This window comes from Mesorhizobium sp. M4A.F.Ca.ET.020.02.1.1, assembly GCF_004022645.1.
Classification (GTDB): domain Bacteria; phylum Pseudomonadota; class Alphaproteobacteria; order Rhizobiales; family Rhizobiaceae; genus Mesorhizobium.
The window spans coordinates 1-4,027 of sequence record NZ_RZOI01000572.1 but is presented as its reverse complement, the minus strand read 5'-3'; the positions used below and the strand labels follow the sequence as shown (position 1 = coordinate 4,027).

At 66.4% G+C, this 4,027-nt stretch carries 3 protein-coding genes and 1 pseudogene; 3 read left to right on the top strand and 1 reads right to left on the bottom strand.

Features of this window, described 5'->3' with window-relative positions; translation table 11 throughout:
* Nucleotides 1-570: pseudogene (locus tag EN742_RS26945) on the bottom strand (transcriptional regulator); the annotation flags it as partial.
* 298 nt (nucleotides 571-868) lie between these two features.
* Between EN742_RS26945 and EN742_RS26940 the strand changes: the two are divergent.
* The 3 genes from EN742_RS26940 to EN742_RS26930 form a co-directional block, all read left to right on the top strand.
* Nucleotides 869-1,954, top strand: a complete 1,086-nt coding sequence (locus EN742_RS26940) for a pyridoxal-phosphate dependent enzyme (protein ID WP_126058642.1) — start codon at nucleotides 869-871, stop codon at nucleotides 1,952-1,954.
* 61 nt (nucleotides 1,955-2,015) lie between these two features.
* A complete protein-coding gene (locus EN742_RS26935) occupies nucleotides 2,016-3,527 on the top strand; it encodes a pyridoxal-dependent decarboxylase (RefSeq protein ID WP_127405500.1) in 1,512 nt (503 codons plus the stop codon).
* A partial coding sequence (locus tag EN742_RS26930; RefSeq protein ID WP_128333477.1) for an alpha/beta fold hydrolase occupies nucleotides 3,515-4,027 on the top strand: 513 nt, incomplete at its 3' end. The genes EN742_RS26935 and EN742_RS26930, both read left to right, overlap by 13 nt.

Here is a 4,027-nt window from a genome sequence, read left to right as displayed (position 1 = left end):
CGCGCCGATCTGGCCACGCCGCGCGCTGTTTTCCAGCAGCGCAAGATGAGCGCGGCTGTCGAAAGGGGCGAGTTCCAGCCATTTGTCGATATAGGCGCCTGCCTCGTCGGATTCGGCCGGAAGCAGGCCGATCAGATGCTCCAGTATGGCAACATGGCATGACCTGAAACGACGGCGCTGCGCCGTCAGCCAGCTGTTGAAATGCGGGCTGCGGTCGAGTTCCAGCCCGTCGAGGAAATCGCCGGTGAAAAGGTGGGAAAGCGTCCTCAGCCGCTCGAGGCCGAGGCTCTCGATGCCTTCGGCGACCGCCGCGGCGGCTTCCACGGCATCGATGCCAAGTGCGGCAAGACGAAGCGCGACGGTGTCGCCTTCGGTCTCGATCCGGCGCCGGCCCGGCTCGTCGAGCGCGCCGCGCAGCTTGCTGAGGCACCAGCGTAGCTCGCCGCGCGGATCGTTCGGCACATCCCACAAAAGCTCGCACAGGCGGCTGCGTCCGACCGGGTGCGGCGCAAGCGCCAGATAGGCAAGCAATGCACGCAGCTTGCGCGACGCCGGCAGCGCCACTGGCATGTCGTCGCGCGAAATCGCCAGCTGTCCGAGCAGCCGCACGGAAAGGCCGGCGGCAGTGCTTTTCAGGCTCTCTCGGGCGGATTCCACGTGCGTTTCCACGCTCGCTCCCACGCTGACCAGTTGCTCCATGTTCTATCACCAAACCCGACAAGGCGCACCGGCAGCGGACATTCCGGCCGGATGCAGCCGTTGCCGAAATGAAGGCACGTCGAGCAACCTAACGCGGCAAGGTCTCGAAACCTCGCCGCCAAGCCCTCCGGTTTGTAACCGGATCGTGAGGACCAAGAGGAGACCAGACATGTTGCAGCAGTTGAAGATCAGAACCACGGCCGGGCGCGGCCGGTTGTTCGACAGCATTCTCGACACGGTCGGCGATACGCCGGTCATCCGCATCAACAATCTCGGCCCAGGCCATGCGACGATCTATGCGAAGGCCGAATTCTTCAATCCAGCCGCATCGGTCAAGGATCGCCTGGCGCTCAACATCATCGAGGAAGGCGAGCGCAGCGGCGCGCTGAAGCCGGGCCAGACCGTGGTCGAGGCGACCAGCGGCAACACCGGCATCGGGCTCGCCATGGTCTGTGCGCAAAAGGGCTACCCGCTGGTGGTGACGATGGCCGACAGCTTTTCCGTCGAACGCCGCAAGCTGATGCGCATGCTGGGCGCCAAGGTGGTGCTGACGCCGCGTGCCCAGAAGGGCTTTGGCATGTACAAGAAGGCGGCCGAGCTGGCCGAGGCCAATGGCTGGTTCCTCGCCCGCCAGTTCGAGACCGAAGCCAACGCCGCCATCCACGAGGCGACCACGGCGCGCGAGATCATAAACGATTTCGCGGGCTCGCGGCTCGACTACCTGGTGACCGGTTACGGCACCGGCGGCACGGTGGCCGGCGTCGGCCGGGTGCTGCGCCGGGAGCGGCCGGATGTCAGAATCGTGCTCGCCGAGCCCGCCAACGCCCAGCTTATTGGCAGCGGCAAGGCGCAGCAGCGCGGCGCCGGCGGGGCGCCGGATGCCAGCCATCCGGCCTTTGAGCCGCATCCGATCCAGGGCTGGACGCCGGACTTCATCCCCAATGTGCTGCAGGAAGCAATCGACAAGCGCTTCTATGACCAGGTGGTGCCGATCCCCGGTCCGGAAGGCATCAAATGGGCGAAGGCGCTGGCGCAGCAGGAGGGCATCTTCACCGGCATTTCCGGAGGCGCCACCTTTGCCGTGGCGCGCCAGATCGCCGGCACGGCTCCCGCCGGCTCGGTGATCCTGTGCATGCTGCCCGACACCGGCGAGCGCTATATGTCGACGCCGCTGTTCGATGGCATCGAGACCGAGATGGACGCCGAGGAGATGGCGCTGTCGCGTTCGACGCCTAGCTGCCAGTTCGACGCCTGACGACAGACCCGTGGCGCCGCCGCCCTCGATGGCGGCGCCACAAGATGTGAGAGAGGGGCAAATGGACAGTTTGGGGGAAGCGTCAACAAGCATGACCGCGGACGAAACGCTCGATCCGCCGGACTGGGCCGATGTGAAGGCCCTTTCGCACCGTATCATGGACGATGCCATGGGCTATCTGCGCGATGTCCGCGAGCGCCCGGTATGGCAGGAGATGCCGGCCGAGGTGCGGACCTTCTTCACGGCGCCCTTGCCGCGCACGCCATCGCCGCTTGCCGACGTCTACGGCGATGTCGCCCGCAACGTCATGGCCTATCCGATGGGTAACGTCCATCCGCGCTTCTGGGCATGGTACATGGGGTCCAGCAACTTCACCGGCGCGCTCGGCGATTTCCTGGCGGCAATCCAGGGCTCCAATCTCGGCGGCGGCAACCATGCCGCCGGACTGATGGACAGCCAGGTGGTCGACTGGTGCAAGGAGATGGTGGGCTTTCCGGCCTCGGCCAGCGGCACGCTCGTCAGCGGCGGCTCGATGGCCAACATCATCGGGCTCACCGTGGCGCGCAACATCAAGGCCGGTATCGACGTGCGCGAGCATGGCGTTGCCGCCATTCCGATGCCGCTGCGCTTCTACGCCTCGGACCAAGTCCATTCCTGCCATCGCAAGGCGATGGAAGCGCTCGGCCTCGGCAATCGCGCGCTGCGCCGCATCCCGACGGATGCCGGGCTGCGCATCGATCTCGCAGCGCTGCGGGCGGCGATATCCGAGGATCGCGCCGCCGGCTTCAAGCCGGCCTGCGTCATCGGCACGGCCGGCACGGTCAACACCGGCGCGATCGACGATCTGCAGGCGCTGGCGGCGCTGGCGGCTGAGGAAGACCTCTGGTTCCACGTCGACGGCTGCATCGGCGCGCTGATTGCCATTGCGCCCGGGAACGCCTCGCTCGTCGCCGGCATCGAGCAGGCGCATTCGATCGCGCTCGATCCGCACAAATGGCTGCATGCTCCGTTCGAGGCCGGCTGCGCGCTGGTTCGCGACGCCGAGGCGCACCGCGGCACCTTCGCCGTCACGCCGGAATATCTGGAATCGGCGCCGCGCGGCCTTGCCTCGGGGCAATGGCTGCATGATTACGGCCTGCAGACGTCGCGCGGCTTCCGCGCGCTCAAGGTGTGGATGGCGCTGAAGGAGCACGGCGTGGAGAAATTTGGCCGCCTGATCGACCAGAACATCGCTCAAGGTCGCTATCTCGCCGGCCTGATCGAGGCAGAACCGGCGCTCGAACTGACGGTGCCGGTCACCATCAACATCGTCTGCTTCCGCCATCGCGGCGGCGGCCTGTCCGGCGAGCGGCTGAAGGCGCTCAACACCGAGATCATGCTGCGGCTGCAGGAAGAGGGCATCGCGGTCCTCTCCGACACCACAGTGCATGGGCAGCACTGCCTTAGGGTGGCGATCACCAACCACCGGACGCGCCGCGAGGACCTCGAACTGCTGGTCGCGGAAACCTTGCGTATCGGCGCGGAACTTGCGGCGCGAATGCCGCCAGCGGGAGAGCAAACATGCCCTCGATAGACTATGTGGAAGCTGGCTCGGGGCCGCCGGTGCTGTTCGTTCCGGGGTCGTTCAGCACCCATGCGGCCTGGCGGCCGATGCAGAAATGGCTTGCGCCCGGCTATCGCATGATTGGCACCAGCCTCTGCGGCTACGGCGCGACCGCCGAGACCCGCGGGCGCGATGATTTCGGCATGCGGCACGAGCTTCGGATCATCGAGCATGCAGCACGCCGCGCTGGCGAACCCGTGCATCTGGTCGGACATTCCTTCGGCGGAACGGTCGCCCTTGCCGCTGCCCTGGCCAACTCAATCGATGTGGCGAGCCTGTCGCTTTTCGAGGCGAATCCCCTCGCACTCCTCGACCGACAGTCTCGGCGAAATCTCTACGACGCGGTTCTGGAGCTGAGCCGGGAATTCAGCGCCTCGGTCGATGCCGGCGAAGCCGATGCGGCGGCCATGATCATCGACTTCTGGGGCGGTCCAGGCACTTTTGCGACGATGCCCGAGGCCCTCTCCGAC

Bases quoted from the DNA above. Each gene is read 5' to 3' on its own strand.
- EN742_RS26940 (WP_126058642.1), top strand. From the start codon at position 869: ATGTTGCAGCAGTTGAAGATCAGAACCACGGCCGGGCGCGGCCGGTTG.
- EN742_RS26935 (WP_127405500.1), top strand. From the start codon at position 2,016: ATGGACAGTTTGGGGGAAGCGTCAACAAGCATGACCGCGGACGAAACG.